The following is a 16,864-nucleotide window of genomic DNA, read 5'->3' on the forward strand; positions in this document are numbered from 1 at the left end:
AGCAGCTCTTTTTTTGATAGCGTGTTCAGCACCCCTGCTTAAAACAGGACGCGGCTGCGAATGGTGCCTGGCACGCCGGCCAGCTTGGCCAGTGCCATGTCGGAATGGGCCGCGTCGATGTCGATCACCACGTAACCGATGGCTTCATTGGTCTGCAGAAACTGCGACGCAATGTTGATGTTGTTGTCCGAGAACACCCGGTTGATCTCGGCCAGCACGCCCGGCACGTTGCGGTGAATATGGAGCAGGCGATGTTTGCCCGGATGCGCGGGCAGCGCCACCTCGGGAAAATTGACCGACGAGGTCGAGGTTCCGTTGTCGCTGTACTTCACCAGTTTTTCTGCCACCTCGATGCCGATGTTTTCCTGAGCCTCCATGGTCGAGCCGCCAACGTGCGGCGTCAGGATCACGTTGTCCAGGCCGCGCAAGGGTGACTCGAACACGTCCTTGTTGCTGCGCGGCTCGACCGGGAAAACGTCGATGGCGGCTCCGAGCAATTTTTTGGCCCGCAGCGCTTCGGCCAGGGCTTCAATTTTGACCACCGTGCCGCGCGAGGCATTGATCAGCACACTCCCCGGCTTCATGGCGGCAATTTCTGCCGCACCCATCATCCACTGCGTGGCGGCCGTTTCCGGCACATGCAGGCTAACGACATCCGACTGCGCCAGCAGGTCGGTGAGCTTGCCGGCCTGGCGCGCATTGCCCAGCGGCAGCTTGGTGACCACGTCGAAAAACACGACCTGCATGCCCAGCGCCTCGGCCAGCACCGACAGCTGCGTGCCGATGGAGCCGTAACCGACAATGCCCAGGGTCTTGCCGCGAATCTCGAACGCATTTTCAGCCGACTTCTGCCAGCCACCGCGGTGCGCTACCGCGCTTTTTTCGGGCACGCCGCGCAGCAACAGGATCGCTTCGGCCAGCACCAGTTCGGCCACAGAGCGGGTATTGGAAAACGGCGCGTTGAAAACCGCAACGCCGCGCTCACGTGCAGCGCTCAGGTCAACCTGGTTGGTTCCGATGCAAAAACAACCCACCGCCGCGAGTTTGGTGGCATGGGCAAAGACGTCGGCCGTAAGCTGCGTGCGGGAGCGGATACCCACAAAATGTGCGTCGGCAATCTTTGCCTTGAGTTCATCACCTTCCAGCGCTCCGGACAGGCTTTCGATCTGTGTGTACCCCGCTGCACGAAGGACATCCACGGCTGAGGGGTGAATGCCCTCCAGCAGGAGAAATTTGATCTTTTTCTTGTCGGTCGAGGTTTTGCTCATGGCTCTCAGGCGTGTTGTGAAGCACCGAAGTATGAACCAGGAGGGTGCGCATCAAGCTTCCATCGCGGTTTTGTCCCCATCGCCGCAAGGTTGTCCGCGCTTGCACCAGGTGCTGGTCAAGGGAGAAGAAACCCGTTCTTTCCGCCGGAAATATCTGCGCCGCCAAGGAAATTATTCAATCAAAAATGGCTGCAGCCCAATGAATTCAAGCACATACAGCTATAAATTTTGAAGCGCACCTGTCCATGGCCAACCCATCACCAAACCCATGCGGTCACGGATTTCAGAAATTGCTTCCTACCAGGGCTTCCAGCCGTTCCGGATCAACGGGCTTGGTGAAGTGCAGGTCAAACCCGGCTGCCTCAGCCTTGCGCTTGTCATCAGCCTGCCCCCATCCGGTAAGCGCCACCACAAAGGGGGGCGGGTCCTGGGCCAGTTGGCGGATCCTGCGGCAAGCTTCGTACCCATCCATGCGCGGCATGCCGATGTCGAGAAAAATAAACTGCGGCTTGAAACTTTCGGCCAGGGCAATGGCCTCGACACCATCGTTGGCAGTTCGAACCTCGTGCCCCATCATGCCGAGCAGGTTTGCCAGCGTCAGGGCTGCGTCCTGGTTGTCGTCGGTGACCAGGATACGGCGCGGCTCGAAAGTGGCATCCGTGACCCCGATCTGCTGCCCGGTGCCGGTTGCAACATCAGGCAATACCGAAGCCGAAGCGGCCTGTGCGACCGGCAGCCAGACGACAAAACGGCTGCCGGGGCCATCGCGACGGTTTTCGACACGAATGCTGCCCCCATGCATCTCGACAATCTTGCGAACCAGCGTCAGTCCGATGCCCAGCCCGCCTTGGATCGTCGGGGCTGCCGGGTTGTGCTCGCCTTGTACAAACATGTCAAAGATGCGGTCGCGCAGGTGATCGGGAATGCCCGCGCCGTTGTCTTCGACGCTTACCGTCACACCGGCTCCATCGGCCACGACGTGCGACTGAACAGAACCACCCGCAGGGGTGTATTTCGCCGCGTTGTTAAGCAGGTTGGTGAAGGCTTGTGACAGACGCACCAGGTCCCCGGTGAGGATGATCGGCTGATCCGGCAACTGAAGGTTAAACACATGCTGCCGCTCGGCGAGCACGGGGCGGCTGGTTTCGACGGCGCTGCGTATCGCGTCGTCCAGCCGGATCTGCTCAAGCCGCAACTCCAGCTTGCCGCGGCTGATGCGGCTGACATCGAGCAGGTCGTCAACCAGGCGCGTCATGTGCGCAAGCTGGCGGTCCATGATGGCGCGGGTTTTCTCCAGCTCTGGCGGCTCAACACCCCCGCGGCGCAAAATTTCCACGCTGTTGCGCAGCGGCGCCAACGGGTTGCGCAACTCGTGGGCCAGCATCGCCAGAAACTCATCCTTCATTTGACTCATCTGTTCCGCTTCGTTGCGTGCGGCACGCTCGCTTTCCAGAAGTTTTTCCCTTTCTTCGGCGGCCTGCCGGGCCACCTCATACAACCGGGCATTGTCAATCGACACACCTGCCTGGGCTGCAATGCCTGTCACCAGTCTTTCGGCACGTTCATCAAAAACCCCTACATCCGGATGGCCAAAAAAGAGCCCACCAATGACCTCCGCCGAACCAGACGCCACCGGCACGGCCAGGTAACTCCGGACGGGAGCATCAACAGCCCGAAAACCGTCCTTGCGGGCCGGCCTCTCATAACGCGGGTCTTTCAGCAGGTCGTCGAGATGGACCAGCGGCGCGCCGCTGAGCGTCAGGTCAAACAATGCACCCGTGCGCGGTAGGCCGCAGGTGTCAAAGTCTTTCAACTGCATGCCCGACACGGCCTGAAGCAGGAATCCCTTGGCGCCCTCGGCCGCGGCGGTGTAGAAGAACGCCCCAATCTTCGCGCCGCTGATTTCGGTAGCGGCATCAATCACGGCTTGTGCCAGCAAATGCACGTCCAGCTTGGCCGTGAGGATGGTCCCGGTCTTGTTGAGCAGTTCGAGCACGCGGGCTTTTTTGCGCAAGGCATCCTCGGCACGGCGCTGCTCGGTGATGTCCCGGAATACCCAGACCCGCCCAACATGACGGCCTTCAACAAACTGGGTCTTGGAAGACCGCTCGTAGACCCTGCCATCTCGCAGTTCGAGCAGGTCAAAACTTTGCGCCGGCGCGGTCCGGTAAATTTCATGGACCCGGTCCAGATACTGCTGTGCGCCCTCTACCTGGGGGCTGGCAACAGACAGCAGCCGTTCATGGTCTCGCGAGGCCATGATTTCTTCGGTCATGCCCCACATCTGCACATACTGCTGGTTAAAGCCGGTAACGCGGGCATCGTCATCGGTGACAAGGATGCCGTCCCGGCTGGCGTCCAGCGTGGCGCGCATCATCGAGAGGGAAAAGTTGAGCTCCCGGGTCTTGTCTTCCAGTCCGTCATGCGCGGCCAGCAGCGCGTCGTCGGCGAGCTGCCTCGCAGGAGGAATGCGCTCGGCATTCTGAATAGCGACTGGGCGCAGCACACGCGCTTCCTTGTCGGGCCGGACCATCATCTGCCTTCGATCATGCGTTCAGCACCGTCGCCTTCGAGGCGTGCAAACGTATCGCCGATTGCCTGGGAACACAGCGCTTCCAGCTCGGAAGGCCCTGCGCCACTCCCGGCCATGGCCTCAGCCAGTCGCAGGGGCCGGGAAATGTTGCCAATGGGATCTGTGGGACTGTGCATGGTGCCCTACTATAAAGAGGCTTTCTCCGCGCCCACGTAGGTCAAAAGCGGATTTTTCAGAAAGCCGCGATTGACACCCCGGTGCGATGCCGCCAGGCAACGCCGTGATACAACCTCCCCTCACCCGAAAGGAAGACCTTGAAATTCAAAATGGCTGAAAAGTCACTTTTTGCCATCCTGCTGCGTTCACCGTGGTGGATCAGCCTGGCCATCAGCGTCGCGATCGCGATGGTCGCCAGGGCCTTGCTGCCGCCCCAGTACTTTTTATTCGGCGCCATGGGCGGCTTTCCCTTCGTGGTGATCGCCGTGATCACCGCCTGGCGGCAATTCCGCGCGCCCAGCACCGCCCACGTGGCCGACACGCTGGCGCAGATAGGAGCGATGTCCTGGCGCGATTTTTCTGCGGCCCTGGAACAAGCCCTGAAACTGGAGGGTTTTGAGGTGCGGCGCCTCGACAGCGCGGCCGCTGATTTCGAACTGCTCAAGGCCGGCCGCACCGTGCTGCTCAGTGGCAAACGCTGGAAGGCCGCGCGCCTGGGGCTGGAGCCTTTCCAGGCCCTGGAAGCTGCCCGCCGCGCGTGTGATGCCAACAGCAGCATTTGCGTCACCACCGGCGAGGTCACCGCCAACGCACGCCAGTTTGCCGCGGCCCAACAGATCAGGGTGATCGAGGGCACGGAGCTGGCGCAATTGCTCAGGCCTGTGCTGGAACCCCGGAAAGCCTAAGAGCGAATGCCGGTTGCTCTGGTTTTGATAGCTTACTGCGACCGCTGGCAAAGGGCTGAGAGCCTTTTTTCCTCATAAAAACGAAAAAACCCAGTCTAGGCCCTCTTGCCCATCACCGGGTAGGCACTGGCCATCCACAGGTACATCAACGCGCCGGCCAGCAAGCTGCCGGCGGCAATTTCCAGCGAGAGAGTGAAGCCTTCCCCAAGGCTTTGGCTGTGCCGCAACAACACCGCCACCATGGGCGGGCCGGCAATCTGCCCGATGCCGTACACCGCTGTCAGCAAACCCATGTAGCTTGCCGCGGCAGCAGGCCGCAAGCGCCGCACTTCCTGCATCGCGAAAAAAGTGATCGCGGTAAAAGGAATGCCCAGCAACAGGCTGCCGATGGCAAATCCAGCCAGATTGGGGCTGAAAACGCTGGCAGCGATACCCAGCGCCTGCACGCCATAACAGCCGGCGAGCAGGTAACGGAAATCCCCGGTAGCAGGAATACGTGTCGCAAGCAGCGCACCGGTCACCACCCCGCCGCCGAAGATCGGCCAGAAAAAATCAATCCAGGCCGAGCCCGGCATGGCCTCGCGTGCAATCACGGGCAAAAAAGTGGCGGTAATGATGTAGCCAAAGCCAGCCAGCCCGTAGGCCAGTGCCAGAAAAAGCATTTGTGGCCGGCCCGCCGGTGCATGGCTGCTGGCGACCGCGTTCGCCGAAGCGCCGGGCGCGCCGCCGCCCTGCCCCTCGCCGCGCTCCTGAAACGTTCTCCATACAACCGCGGCCAAGACGGCGGCCAGCACACCAAAAATCAGCCAGCCGGTGGCGGCTTTCCAGTGCAGCGCCACCATGCCGCTGGCAAACAGGCCACTCAATGCAATGCCGGCGCCCGGCCCCGCGTACATGACACCGCCCATCGCAGACGCGTCCAGCCGGGCCAGCTGGGCCAAACACCAGCCCGAGGTGTAAACAAACACCAGCGCGCTGGCCACCCCGGCCAAAAACCGAAGCAGCGGCCAGGCGACCGGCCATTGCACCGCCATGCCAAGTGTCAGCAGCGTGGTGGCCACCAGGCCTGTGCGCACCCAGGTCGACGCTGCAACTGCCGGCAAGAAGCGGAAGTGCTTCCATATCCAGGGCTGGAAAGTGCACAGCAGCGCACCCACCAGGTAACCGAGATAGTTGGCACTGGCGAGCCAGCTGGCGGAAGGCAGGTCAATCACGCCATCGCTGAGCATCATGGGCAGCAGAGGCGTGAAGGCAAAGCGGCCTATGCCCATGGCAGTGGCCAGCGACAGCATGCCGGCGATGGCAATCGCCCATCGGCCCACGGCGGCCCGGCTCACGGTTTGGTGCCCGTGATTGTGTTTTGCGTCAGCGCGATGCGGCGGCGCAGGCGCGCGACAGCGTCGGCATCGCCGCCCTTCTCCGCCACCTGCAGTTGCACACCCAGCCAGGCCAGCAAGGGCCTTCGCCAGCCCTGGCTGGAAGCGGTGTCCACCGCCTGCTGCAGCAGCGCCGGGCTGGCGCGGCCGGAACGAAAGATCACAGCAGCGGCAACCAGTTGCGACAGCGGGTCTGCAATACCCTTCACGGCCGCCACGTCCGCACCGGCCGCGGCAGCGGCGCGCTGCGATGCGGGCAGCAAGGCAAGGTCCTGTGGCTGCAACCGGCCTTCAAGGTAATCGGCATAAGCGCGCTCGGCGGCCGGCGCGTCTTGCCGCAAAAGCTCAAAACCCGCGCAAGGCTCCAGCACCAGACTGGCAACGCGGCCAGCGCAGCGCAGCAGTTCTGCCCGGGCCATCAGATCAGCACGACCGGTGCTGGAAAGCTCGCTGCGCACGCGACCGAACTCCATCGCCTCGACACGCGTATTGCCTTCCAGGTAGGCGCCCAGAGCGCGGTCCATGGAACTTTTGGCTTCCATCTGCCAGTCGGGGGCTTTGGGGCCGCTGCTGCAGGCGCCCAGAGCCATCAACAACAGAATGGCAAAGAGCCGCAGCTTGTTTGTGAGCGAGCTCATGGCAGCTTGATCTCCGTGTCCCGGGCGAACGGCCATTTGCGATTAATCTCGTTGATCAGGCCGTCCACCTTGCGCAGGCTGGACTCGACCTCGGCGCGCAGCGCTCCCAGGTCGTCGGTGGCGGCCCGGGCATTGGCGCCCACGGCTTGGGCATCGACCAGCACCGCGTCGACTTTTTTCAGGCTGCTGCGCGCTTCGCCGAGCAGGGTGTTGAGCTGCACCACAGTGGCTCGAGCTTCCGGCATCACGCCGTTGGCGCCAAACACCTGCGTGTCGGTCTTGGCGGCCAGACTGTCGAGCTTGGTCAGCAATGCGTTGGTGCGGTCCAGCGTAGCGAGCAACTTCTTGGCTTCGGCGTCATTACCCAGCAGCACACTGAGCGCACCACCCGGGCCATTCAGCCTTTCGGTGAGTTTTTGCAGGTTGCCCATGCTGGCGCCGACAGCGCCTTCTGAGCCGGTCAGGGTGTTGAGGTTTTCCAGCAGGTCTTTGGCTGCGGCCACCAGTTTGGGAATCTCGGCGGCGGTGTCGCCGCGCAAAACCTCGCGCACAGCGCCGTCGGGCAATGGCGGGTCTTTCAGCATGCCTGTATAGGCACGAATGTTGGTGCTGCCCACCAGCCCGCGCACCAGGGTGAAGACGCTGGAGGTACGCAACCAGTGCGCATCTTTGCTCGGCACGTCCACGATGATGCGGACCTTGCCGTCTTCGGCCAACTCAGTGCGGCGCACCCGGCCGATCGGGAAGCCCGCAAACGTCATGTCCATGCCGACCACCACGCCTTCGGAGTCGTCCGACAGAAGAACCAGTTTCTGCGTGGCCTCAAACGCCCCACGCGCATAAAGCACGTAAAGCGCCGACCCCACCACCAGCAGGGCCATGAAAACCAGCAACAGCAAAGCCTTGAACTCCAGGTTGGCGACAGGCGGCATCGCCATGGCGGAGCCCGCCGGAGGAGGAGCGGACGCAGCAGGCGATGGAGTTTGCAGGGGTTCGCTCATGGGTACAGGTTCAGTGTTCGGACCAGTTGTTCAGTAGTAATTGCCTACCAGGGACACCACTTCAATGATCAGGATAACGGCAAACATGCGGACAAGGATGCGAAGCTCGGCACTGGCGCGAAAACGCTGCTCCGTCGTATCGTACAGGGCCGAGGCCATGGGGATCAGCGACACCGCGAGACTGAAGAACAGGGTCTTGAGCACAAAGATCAATGTCACGTCAGGACTGAACACCTGGCCGAAAAGCCGTGTATACACCGCTACTCCGGACAAGGTAAAACCGTAGCTCGCCAGGTAGGCCATCACCAGGGCAACCACGCAGCTCAGTGCCGCAAGCGTGATGGTGGAGAAAATACCAGCCGTTACACGCGGCAACACTTCGTGGCGGACTGGATCCAGCCCACGCTGCCGCAGTGCATCCAATTCACCTTGCTGGCGGAGCATCGAAAGCTCCACACCGCTTGCAATCGCGCACCGCAGTGCAACAAACATGGCCGCTGTCAGCGGGATCAACTCCAGCACCAGCACGCGAATGACCACCTGCAGCGCATATTGGGACAAACCGTAGCTCAGCGCAGTGGCGATCACGATGCGCGTGATGACCACAGTGATCAGCGCGCACATGAGGGTAAAGCCAAGCAGATTGGGTGCGGTGTTGAAGTAGATATGCCGCGCGAGCACGCGGCGGTTGTCAGGCCCATAACTCGACGGAGACAGTGACAACACAAGAATCAGTGCGCCGAGGTAGACCAGGCGCCACCATCCCACCAGCCAGTCTCGTGCCTTGTGGTTGATTTCTGCAAGCGTGCCGTGCCGGCCAGGCAAGGGAGTCATGCGGCCATGATAACTTCGCAATGCACGCATTGCAGTCGGCAACAGAAACGAACCAGCAGGATGGCGCCCATCAGACAGCGAACGTCAAAATCTGCGCTTGCATTGATCCGGCGCGGGATTCAGGCTTCGCCATGCCCCGGCGCCTGGCTGACGAGGCCCAGCAAGACATCAATATCCGCCGGCTTGACCACGTGGTGATCAAACCCGGCGTTCCTTGAGCGCATGCGGCTTTCGGCTTCGCCGTAGCCTGTCAGCGCAATCAGCAGGACCGCGCTGGTTTCGGGCATCCGGCGCATCTGCTGCGCCACCTCAAAGCCGCTCATCCCCGGCAACCCGATGTCGAGAATGACCACCGTGGGCAAGAACTCGCGAGCCTTTGCGAGTGCCGACATGCCGTCGGCGGCAATTTCAACCACGTAGCCCTCCGACTCCAGCAGGACCTTCATGGTTTCAGCCGATGCGAGCAGGTCGTCCACCACTAGAACGCGCTGTTGGCCGGAATGCGACCTCACCTGGATCTGGGGCAGCGCCGGAAGCTGCCGCACGGACACATCCGCCAGCCGGGCCGGCAGGTACACGATCAATTCGGTTCCCCGGCCCGGGCCCTCGCTGAAAGCGCGCACCTGGCCGCCATGCAGTTCCACCAGGTGCCGCACAAGGGTCAGACCAATGCCGAGACCACCTTGCGACCGGTCCAGCGCCTGGTCGCCCTGCGCAAACAAGTCAAACATGTGCGGCAGGAAAGCGGGGTCGACACCTTCACCGTTGTCCTTGACACAAATACGGACCTGCGGGCCCTCAAGCACCGCCGACAGGGTGATCTGGCCATTTGACGGCGTGAATTTGGAAGCATTGTTCAGCAGATTGGAAAGCACCTGCGAAAGCCGCACAAGATCTCCCTCCAGCACGACAGGCTGATCAGGCAGGACCAGTGACAACTGTTGTTGCCTGGCGCTGATCAATGGCTCGCTCGCCTCAACCGCCCGGTGGCACAAAGCCGGAAGGGCCACCAGCTCCGGGTGGACGGTAACCTTGCCGCGCGCAATCCGGGACACGTCGAGCAGGTCATCCACCATGCGGGACATATGGTCCACCTGACGTCCGATGACATCGCGGACCCAGATCACCGTAGGATCGGTCAGCGCCTGCCCCTGCATGATGCGCACAGCATTTCGGATCGGTGCAAGCGGGTTGCGTAGCTCGTGAGCCAGCATGGCCAGGAACTCGTTCTTTCGCCTGTCGGCGTCCTGCACCAGGCTGTAAAGCCGCGCATTTTCCATGGCAATGGAAGCCCTGCTGACCACTTCATTGATCAATGACAACTGCGCAGCCTCAAAGTGGTTGTCCTGGCCAAAAAGCAGCAAGGCACCGAGCGGCCGATCGCCCGCAAAAAGCGGGCAGATGGCAAGCCGCTCCATGCCGCCGGAAAGATCGGACGCGGCGCCGGCGGCAACGCCAATCCGGCGTTCTTCCCACAAGGGCAGCGGATCCATCAACTCAAGCTGGCGGGCACCCAGAGCCGATCGCACAGCCCGTGCCATCGCAGGACTGAGCTCTCGCCTTCCTGGCAAGGACTGGTCGGGCAGGGACACCGGGCCATCTGACGCGTACCGCACGCCGGTGCAGATCAACTCATCATGGCCGTCAAGCAAGGCCACAGCGGCCATCTCACCCAGCGAAGGAACCGATAGCTCACAAAGCGCGCCCACAGTTTCGTCAATATTGAGAGATAGCGACAAAAGCCGGCTGGCTTCGGCAAGGTAGTCAGCGCGCCGTATGGTCTCTTCTGCCGCAGACCTGGCCGCTTCCGACCGCGCCAGGGCTTCGCGCTCGAGCACTTGCACCTGGAGCTGGCGGTTCATGCGATACAGGTCGACAAAAACCCTCACCTTGGACCGGAGAATTTCTGGAACAACCGGCGTGGAAATATAGTCAACCGCACCGAGCGCATAGCCTTGGATGGCCTGCAGCTCGTCGACGTAAGCCGTGATGAAAAGAATCGGCGTCTGCGCGGTCTTCTTGTATTGCCGTATGAGTTTTGCCGTTTCCAGCCCGTCGATGTCCGGCATGTTGACATCGAGCAGGATGGCCGCGAACTCCATGGTGAGGATCAAGCGAAGGGCCTCCTTGCCCGAGCGGGCATGAACCACGTTCTGTTGCAGCTCCTCCAGCACACTGCCAAACACGACATGTTTTTCGGAAAGGTCATCCACCACCAGGATGTTGGCCATGATCTCCGGGGCGAGCTGCGGCGTCTCGGCCGCTATCATCACAGCACTCATTGGGGAAGCCATGCGCGCAGCACCGCCAGCAGGTCCTCGGTGTTGACCGGTTTGGAAAGGTAATCCCAGGCACCGGCTTCAATGCATTTTTCCCGGTCTCCTTTCATGGCCTTGGCGGTCACGGCAATCATCGGCAGGTTCTTGCCCGCGGGGAGCTTCCGGATTTCCTGCATGGTGGCCATGCCGTCCATCTCGGGCATCATGATGTCCATCAGAACCAGCTTGATGAGCGGGTCTTCCGCCACACGCGCAATGGCATCACGCCCGTTGTCGGCCCAGACAATGTCCATGGCCTCCTCTTCAAGCACCGTCGCCAGTGCAAAAATGTTGCGCATGTCGTCGTCCACGATCAGTACTCTTTTCCCGGCAAGCGACTTGTTCGATTCGTGGAGGGTCTTGAGCATGGCATGCCGGGTTTCAGACAATCGCGCCGGACTCAGGTGCAGCGCATAGACGGCAAGATCCAGCAGCTTGGGCACAGAGCGGGCCTCGCGTACATTGATTTCGCCTTCAGAATGCCAAGTACGTGATTCTTCGGCATCGATCACCCCATCGCGGTAAACCACAAGCGGCAAAGGCCCGAACGACCCTCGCGCTGCGACGGCCTGCCGCCAGTTCGCCAGGCCCGCATCCATCGTGGCTTCATCAGCTATCAGGCAGTCGAAGTCGCCCGACTGGAGCAAGTCGGCAATCTCGCCACTGGAAGCAGCCTTAACTGTGCTGACACGCTCTTCCTCCAGATAGGTGCAAATTTGCCGGCACACGCTCTGGTCTTCGATATGCAGCAGCACTTTTTTGCTGCTTCGAAGAACATAGGCATGCAGTTGCTCCAGCATGTGGTCGAGGATTTCCTTTTCGGCGATGGGTTTGGTGACAAATGCAAAAGCGCCTGACCGGTAGGCCCGCTCTTTGGAGTCATCGGTTGAAATAACGCAAACCGGAATGTGCCGCACACCCATGTCCTGCTTGAGCCGGTCAAGCACGCGCCATCCATCCATATCGGGCAGGTACATGTCCAGTGTGATGGCCGACGGCATAAACTGGGTGGCAAGCGTCAGTGCACCTGCACCGCGTGAAGTGACAAGGCCCTTGAATCCCTTGGCCCGCGCTGCATCGAGCAGGAAGCTCGCAAAGGCCAGGTCGTTTTCAACAATCAGCAGAACATGGTCTCCCGGCTGAATGTTGTGGCGATCGTCCAAAGCCTCATCCAGGGGAACGGCCAGCTCGTCGTCCGCAGGCAAAGCGTCCATCTGATGGGACAACATGCGCGGCACTTCCGGCCGGTCAAGCAGAGCAGCCGGCCTGCGCACTGCGCGGGTGGTGGCAAAGTTCAAGGGCAGATACAGCACGAAACTGCTTCCCTCCCCCGGCGCGCTCGACAGGCGGATTTCACCGCCCAGCAACCGTGACAACTCGCGGCTGATGGCCAGACCCAGGCCCGTGCCGCCATATTTGCGGCTGGTACTGCCATCGGCCTGCTGGAAGGCCTCGAAAATAATCTGCTGCTTGTCCGCAGAAATGCCGATGCCGGTATCGGTCACGGTAAAGGAAAGCACCTGTTGCGCGCGATTGAGTTCGTCGTGATCGGAGCTCCAGCCGGAATAGGCCTCTTCTATGGCAAGTGCAACATGCCCCTGATGCGTAAACTTGAAGGCGTTGGACAGCAGGTTCTTGAGAATTTGCTGCAAGCGCTTCAGGTCAGTGATCATGGACGTCGGCAGTTCGGCGCCATTGGTGATCAGGAACTCGACATTTTTTGCCTCGGCCACATGGCGGAAGGTGCGTTCCACATACTGCTGGAGGTCGGACAGGCGGATCTCGCTGATATCGACCACCACGGTGCCCGACTCGATCTTGGAGAGATCAAGAATGTCGTTAATGAGCATCAACAGGTCGTTGCCCGAAGAGTGGATGGTCTTGGCAAACTCAACCTGTTTGGGCCGCAGGTTGCCTTCCTGGTTCTTGCAAAGCTGGTCGGACAGGATCAGCAGGCTGTTCAGCGGCGTACGCAGCTCGTGCGACATGTTGGCCAGGAATTCCGACTTGTATTTCGAGGTCAGCGAAAGCTGCTTGGCTTTTTCCTCCAGGGCCTGGCGTGCCTGTTCAACCTCCTGGTTCTTGCGCTCCACCTCGTGGTTCTGGTGCGCCAGCAACCTGGCTTTTTCCTGCAGCTCTTCGTTGGTTTGCTGAAGTTCTTCCTGGCGGCTCTGCAGTTCCTGCGCCAGCGACTGGGACTGGGTCAGCAGGTCTTCGGTTCGCATGTTCGCTTCAATCGTGTTGATCACGATACCGATACTCTCGGTCAGCTGGTCCAGGAAAGCCTGATGCGCCGGATTGAAGCGTTCAATCGAGGCGAGCTCCATCACTCCACGAACCTGCCCTTCGAAGATGATGGGCAACACGAGGATATTGAGCGGCGCAACCTCGGTCAGGCCTGAAGAAATCTTGAGGCTTTCCGGCATGGAAGAAGTCAGCAGGATCTTCTGCTTGTCATACGCGCACTGGCCAACCAGGCCCTGGCCCAGATCAACCTCTTTTCCGTAAGCGCCCTGCCCCTCGGACGCGTAGCTGGCCATGAGGCGCAGGCGCGGTTTGTCCTGGGTGTAACGCAGCACATAAAACTCTGCTTGCTGTGCGCCCACAACCGGCGCCAGTTCGGACAGGATCAAGTGACCCACCGCCACCAGGTCTTTCTGGCCCTGCAACATCCGGCTGAACTTGGCCAGGTTGGTTTTGAGCCAGTCCTGCTCGGTATTGACCTGGGTCGTGTCCTTGAGGTTGCGGATCATCTCGTTGATGGTGTCCTTCAGCGCAGCTACCTCGCCCAGTGCTTCCACCGTGATGGAGCGTGTCAAGTCGCCCTGCGTCACGGCGGTCGCAACCTCGGCAATGGCCCGCACCTGGGTGGTCAGGTTGGCCGCGAGCTGGTTGACGTTTTCCGTCAGGCCCTTCCATGTGCCCGAGGCACCCGGCACCTTGGCCTGTCCGCCCAGCTTGCCTTCCACGCCCACTTCGCGTGCCACCGTTGTCACCTGGTCGGCAAAGGTCGCCAGTGTGTCCGTCATGCCGTTGATGGTGTCTGCCAGCGCCGCAATCTCGCCTTTGGCTTCCACCGTCAGCTTGCGCCCGAGGTCGCCGTTGGCCACGGCGGTGACCACGCGTGCAATACCGCGCACCTGGCTGGTCAGGTTGCCGGCCATGAAGTTCACGTTGTCGGTCAAGTCTTTCCAGGTGCCGGCTACGCCCTGCACATCGGCCTGGCCGCCGAGCTTGCCTTCGGTGCCCACTTCCCGCGCGACGCGGGTCACTTCCGAAGCAAAGGAGCGCAGCTGGTCCACCATGGTGTTGATGGTGTTCTTGAGTTCGAGAATCTCGCCCTTCACGTCCACCGTGATCTTCTTGGAGAGGTCGCCGGCCGCCACGGCTTTCGTCACGTCGGCAATGTTGCGCACCTGGCTGGTCAGGTTACCGGCCATGAAGTTCACGTTGTCGGTCAAGTCTTTCCAGGTGCCGGCCACGCCCTGCACATCGGCCTGGCCGCCGAGCTTGCCTTCGGTGCCCACTTCCCGCGCGACGCGGGTCACTTCCGAAGCAAAGGAGCGCAGCTGGTCCACCATGGTGTTAATGGTGTTCTTGAGCTCGAGAATCTCTCCCTTCACGTCCACCGTGATCTTCTTGGACAGGTCACCCGCCGCCACCGCTTTGGTCACGTCGGCAATGTTGCGCACCTGGCTGGTCAGGTTACCGGCCATGAAGTTCACGTTGTCGGTCAAGTCTTTCCAGGTGCCGGCTACGCCCTGCACATCGGCCTGGCCACCCAGGTTTCCTTCGGTACCCACTTCGCGCGCCACACGTGTCACCTCGGACGCGAACGAACGCAGTTGGTCCACCAGAGTGTTGATCGTGTTCTTCAACTCCAGGATTTCTCCTTTTCCGTCCACCGTGATTTTCTTGGACAAGTCACCGGCCGCTACAGCAGTGGTCACCTCGGCAATATTGCGCACCTGGGCGGTCAGATTCGAGCCCATGGAGTTGACCGAGTCGGTCAAATCCTTCCAGGTACCGGCCACACCCTGCACATCGGCCTGGCCGCCCAGCTTGCCTTCGGTACCCACTTCTCGCGCCACCCGCGTCACTTCGGAGGCGAAGGATGAAAGCTGGTCCACCATCGTGTTGATGGTGTTCTTGAGCTCGAGAATCTCTCCCTTCACGTCCACCGTGATTTTCTTGGACAAGTCACCGGCCGCCACAGCAGTGGTCACCTCGGCAATGTTGCGCACCTGGCCTGTGAGGTTAGAACCCATGGAGTTGACCGAGTCGGTCAAATCCTTCCAGGTACCGGCCACACCCTGCACATCGGCCTGTCCACCGAGCTTGCCTTCGGTACCCACTTCTCGCGCCACCCGCGTCACTTCGGAGGCGAAGGATGAAAGCTGGTCCACCATGGTGTTGATGGTGTTCTTGAGCTCGAGAATTTCACCCTTCACGTCCACTGTGATCTTTTTGGACAAGTCACCGGCCGCCACCGCGGTTGTCACTTCGGCAATGTTGCGCACCTGCGCGGTCAGGTTGGAACCCATGGAGTTCACCGAGTCGGTCAAGTCCTTCCATGTGCCGGCTACACCCTGCACATCGGCCTGGCCGCCCAGCTTGCCTTCGGTACCCACCTCGCGCGCGACCCGCGTCACTTCCGAAGCAAAGGAGCGCAGTTGGTCCACCATGGTGTTGATGGTGTTCTTGAGCTCGAGAATTTCACCCTTCACGTCCACTGTGATCTTCTTGGACAAGTCGCCAGCCGCCACCGCGGTTGTCACTTCGGCAATGTTTCGCACTTGGCCGGTCAGGTTGGAACCCATAGAGTTGACCGAATCGGTCAAGTCCTTCCACGTGCCGGCCACGCCCTGCACATCGGCCTGGCCGCCCAGCTTGCCTTCGGTGCCCACCTCGCGCGCGACCCGCGTCACTTCCGAAGCAAAGGAGCGCAGCTGGTCCACCATGGTGTTGATGGTGTTCTTGAGCTCGAGAATCTCGCCCTTCACGTCCACCGTGATCTTTTTGGACAAATCACCGGCCGCCACCGCCTTCGTCACCTCGGCGATGTTGCGCACCTGCGCCGTCAGATTGGAACCCATGGAGTTGACCGAGTCGGTCAAATCCTTCCACGTACCCGCCACACCCTGTACATCGGCCTGGCCGCCCAGCTTGCCTTCGGTACCCACTTCGCGCGCCACACGGGTGACCTCGGCGGAGAAAGTACCCAATTGCTCCACCATCTTGTTGATGATCATCGCCGTGCGCAAAAACTCACCCTCCAGGGCGCGGCCTTCCGCTTCCAGCGCCATGCTCTTTGAAAGGTCGCCTTGCGCCACCGCGCCAATCACGCGTGCCACCTCACTGGTGGGGTGCACCAGATCGGCGATGAGCGAGTTGATGGATTCAGCCGAATCACGCCAGAAGCCGCTGGCATTGGGCACGCGGGCACGTTCCTTGAGCTTGCCTTCCTTGCCAACCACCCGGCTCAGGCGCGAGAGCTCGTCGGCCATGCGCACGTTTTCAGCCACCACATCGTTGAAGGCATCAGCAAGCTTGCCCGAAAGGCCAGTCCAGTCCATGGGCAAGGCTGCGTTCACATCGCCTTTTTTCAGGGCCAGCAGGGCCGCGAGAAACACCTTGTTCTGTTCTGCGGCAGCCTCGGTTTCCGCGAGCGCGCTGTCCATGGCGGAGAGGTTCTCCCGCCAGAAACCCGTCAAACGAATTTCGTCAGGGCGGGCTGCCGCTTTGCTGCGCGAAGGCTTCCGCGTCTTGAGGGTTTTCAATCTCTCCGAAGTACCAATGCTAACTTCCGTCAGCTGGTTAAACTCTGCGGCGATTTTTCCGTACAGGCCTTCCCACTCCGTGGGCAAGCTTACTTTGGCGTCTCCGCGCCTGAGTGCACTCAAGGCTTTCAACACCGTTTTGAGCTCGGTATCGCGCTCAACCAAGGGCAATCTTGCTAAAGCCTCCATAGCTGCCTCTCTAAATAATTGGTAA

10 protein-coding genes are annotated in these 16,864 nt (G+C 61.0%); 1 reads left to right on the forward strand and 9 read right to left on the reverse strand.

Annotation, left to right across the window (positions count from 1 at the left end; translation table 11 throughout):
* Window positions 1-38: 38 nt before the first annotated feature.
* The 3 genes from serA to B0B52_RS22520 form a co-directional block, all read right to left on the reverse strand.
* Complete coding sequence (gene serA, locus B0B52_RS17480; RefSeq protein WP_077594949.1) at window positions 39-1,268, reverse strand: phosphoglycerate dehydrogenase; 1,230 nt, start codon at window positions 1,266-1,268, stop codon at window positions 39-41.
* A gap of 283 nt (window positions 1,269-1,551) precedes the next feature.
* Window positions 1,552-3,804, reverse strand: a complete 2,253-nt coding sequence (locus B0B52_RS17485; RefSeq protein WP_077594950.1) for an ATP-binding protein — start codon at window positions 3,802-3,804, stop codon at window positions 1,552-1,554.
* Window positions 3,801-3,977, reverse strand: a complete 177-nt coding sequence (locus B0B52_RS22520; RefSeq protein ID WP_168173579.1) for a hypothetical protein — start codon at window positions 3,975-3,977, stop codon at window positions 3,801-3,803. The genes B0B52_RS17485 and B0B52_RS22520 overlap by 4 nt, the downstream gene beginning before the upstream one ends.
* A gap of 138 nt (window positions 3,978-4,115) precedes the next feature.
* Between B0B52_RS22520 and B0B52_RS17490 the strand changes: the two genes are divergently transcribed.
* Entirely contained in the window at window positions 4,116-4,703 is a 588-nt protein-coding gene (locus B0B52_RS17490) for a restriction endonuclease (protein ID WP_077594951.1), read from the forward strand.
* Between the two features lie 95 nt (window positions 4,704-4,798).
* Here the strand turns inward: B0B52_RS17490 and B0B52_RS17495 are convergent, their stop codons facing one another.
* The 6 genes from B0B52_RS17495 to B0B52_RS17520 all read right to left on the reverse strand — a co-directional run bounded on the left by B0B52_RS17495 (window position 4,799) and on the right by B0B52_RS17520 (window position 16,839).
* A complete protein-coding gene (locus B0B52_RS17495; protein WP_371327408.1) occupies window positions 4,799-6,040 on the reverse strand; it encodes a YbfB/YjiJ family MFS transporter in 1,242 nt (413 codons plus the stop codon).
* Complete coding sequence (locus tag B0B52_RS17500; RefSeq protein ID WP_077594952.1) at window positions 6,037-6,717, reverse strand: hypothetical protein; 681 nt, start codon at window positions 6,715-6,717, stop codon at window positions 6,037-6,039. Before B0B52_RS17500 ends, B0B52_RS17495 begins: the two co-directional genes overlap by 4 nt.
* The gene (locus tag B0B52_RS17505; protein WP_077594953.1) at window positions 6,714-7,718 is read right to left on the reverse strand and encodes an MlaD family protein; all 1,005 of its coding nucleotides are present in this window, start codon (window positions 7,716-7,718) and stop codon (window positions 6,714-6,716) included. Before B0B52_RS17505 ends, B0B52_RS17500 begins: the two co-directional genes overlap by 4 nt.
* A 30-nt stretch (window positions 7,719-7,748) precedes the next feature.
* Complete coding sequence (locus B0B52_RS17510) at window positions 7,749-8,552, reverse strand: ABC transporter permease (protein WP_139351997.1); 804 nt, start codon at window positions 8,550-8,552, stop codon at window positions 7,749-7,751.
* Between the two features lie 119 nt (window positions 8,553-8,671).
* A complete protein-coding gene (locus B0B52_RS17515) occupies window positions 8,672-10,846 on the reverse strand; it encodes a response regulator (RefSeq protein WP_254425746.1) in 2,175 nt (724 codons plus the stop codon).
* Window positions 10,831-16,839 (reverse strand): HAMP domain-containing protein, encoded by a 6,009-nt coding sequence (locus B0B52_RS17520; RefSeq protein ID WP_217349812.1) that lies wholly within the window; start codon window positions 16,837-16,839, stop codon window positions 10,831-10,833. The genes B0B52_RS17515 and B0B52_RS17520 overlap by 16 nt, the downstream gene beginning before the upstream one ends.
* Between the last annotated feature and the right edge of the window lie 25 nt (window positions 16,840-16,864).

Source organism: Polaromonas sp. A23 (genome assembly GCF_002001015.1).
Classification (GTDB): domain Bacteria; phylum Pseudomonadota; class Gammaproteobacteria; order Burkholderiales; family Burkholderiaceae_C; genus Polaromonas.